The following is a 235-nucleotide window of genomic DNA, read 5'->3' as shown; positions in this document are numbered from 1 at the left end:
TATCTCTTTGTCACACTGAGCAACAAAGTTTCTTCAAACAACAATAAAGGGAAACAGTTCGTGCTGGATAAATTTGATATTAGTATTCTTGCGGCGCTGCAAAATGACGGCCGTTTAAGCAATAGGGATTTAGCGGATAAAATAGGGCTTTCGAACGCACCATGCTGGCGTCGACTAAAGCGTTTAGAAGACGAAGGCTACATCAGTGGCTATAAAGCTGAACTGAATGCGAAAA

At 41.7% G+C, this 235-nt stretch carries 1 protein-coding gene; it reads left to right on the top strand.

Annotated elements, in window-relative coordinates; genetic code table 11:
* Positions 1–60 precede the first annotated feature (60 nt).
* A partial coding sequence (locus tag A3773_RS17415; protein WP_156473581.1) for an Lrp/AsnC family transcriptional regulator occupies positions 61–235 on the top strand: 175 nt, incomplete at its 3' end.

Origin of the sequence: Neptuniibacter pectenicola (genome assembly GCF_001597735.1) — a bacterium.
Lineage (GTDB): Bacteria > Pseudomonadota > Gammaproteobacteria > Pseudomonadales > Balneatricaceae > Neptuniibacter > Neptuniibacter pectenicola.
Note: the sequence above shows the minus strand (reverse complement) of the source record. Positions and strands in the feature narration are given on the sequence as shown.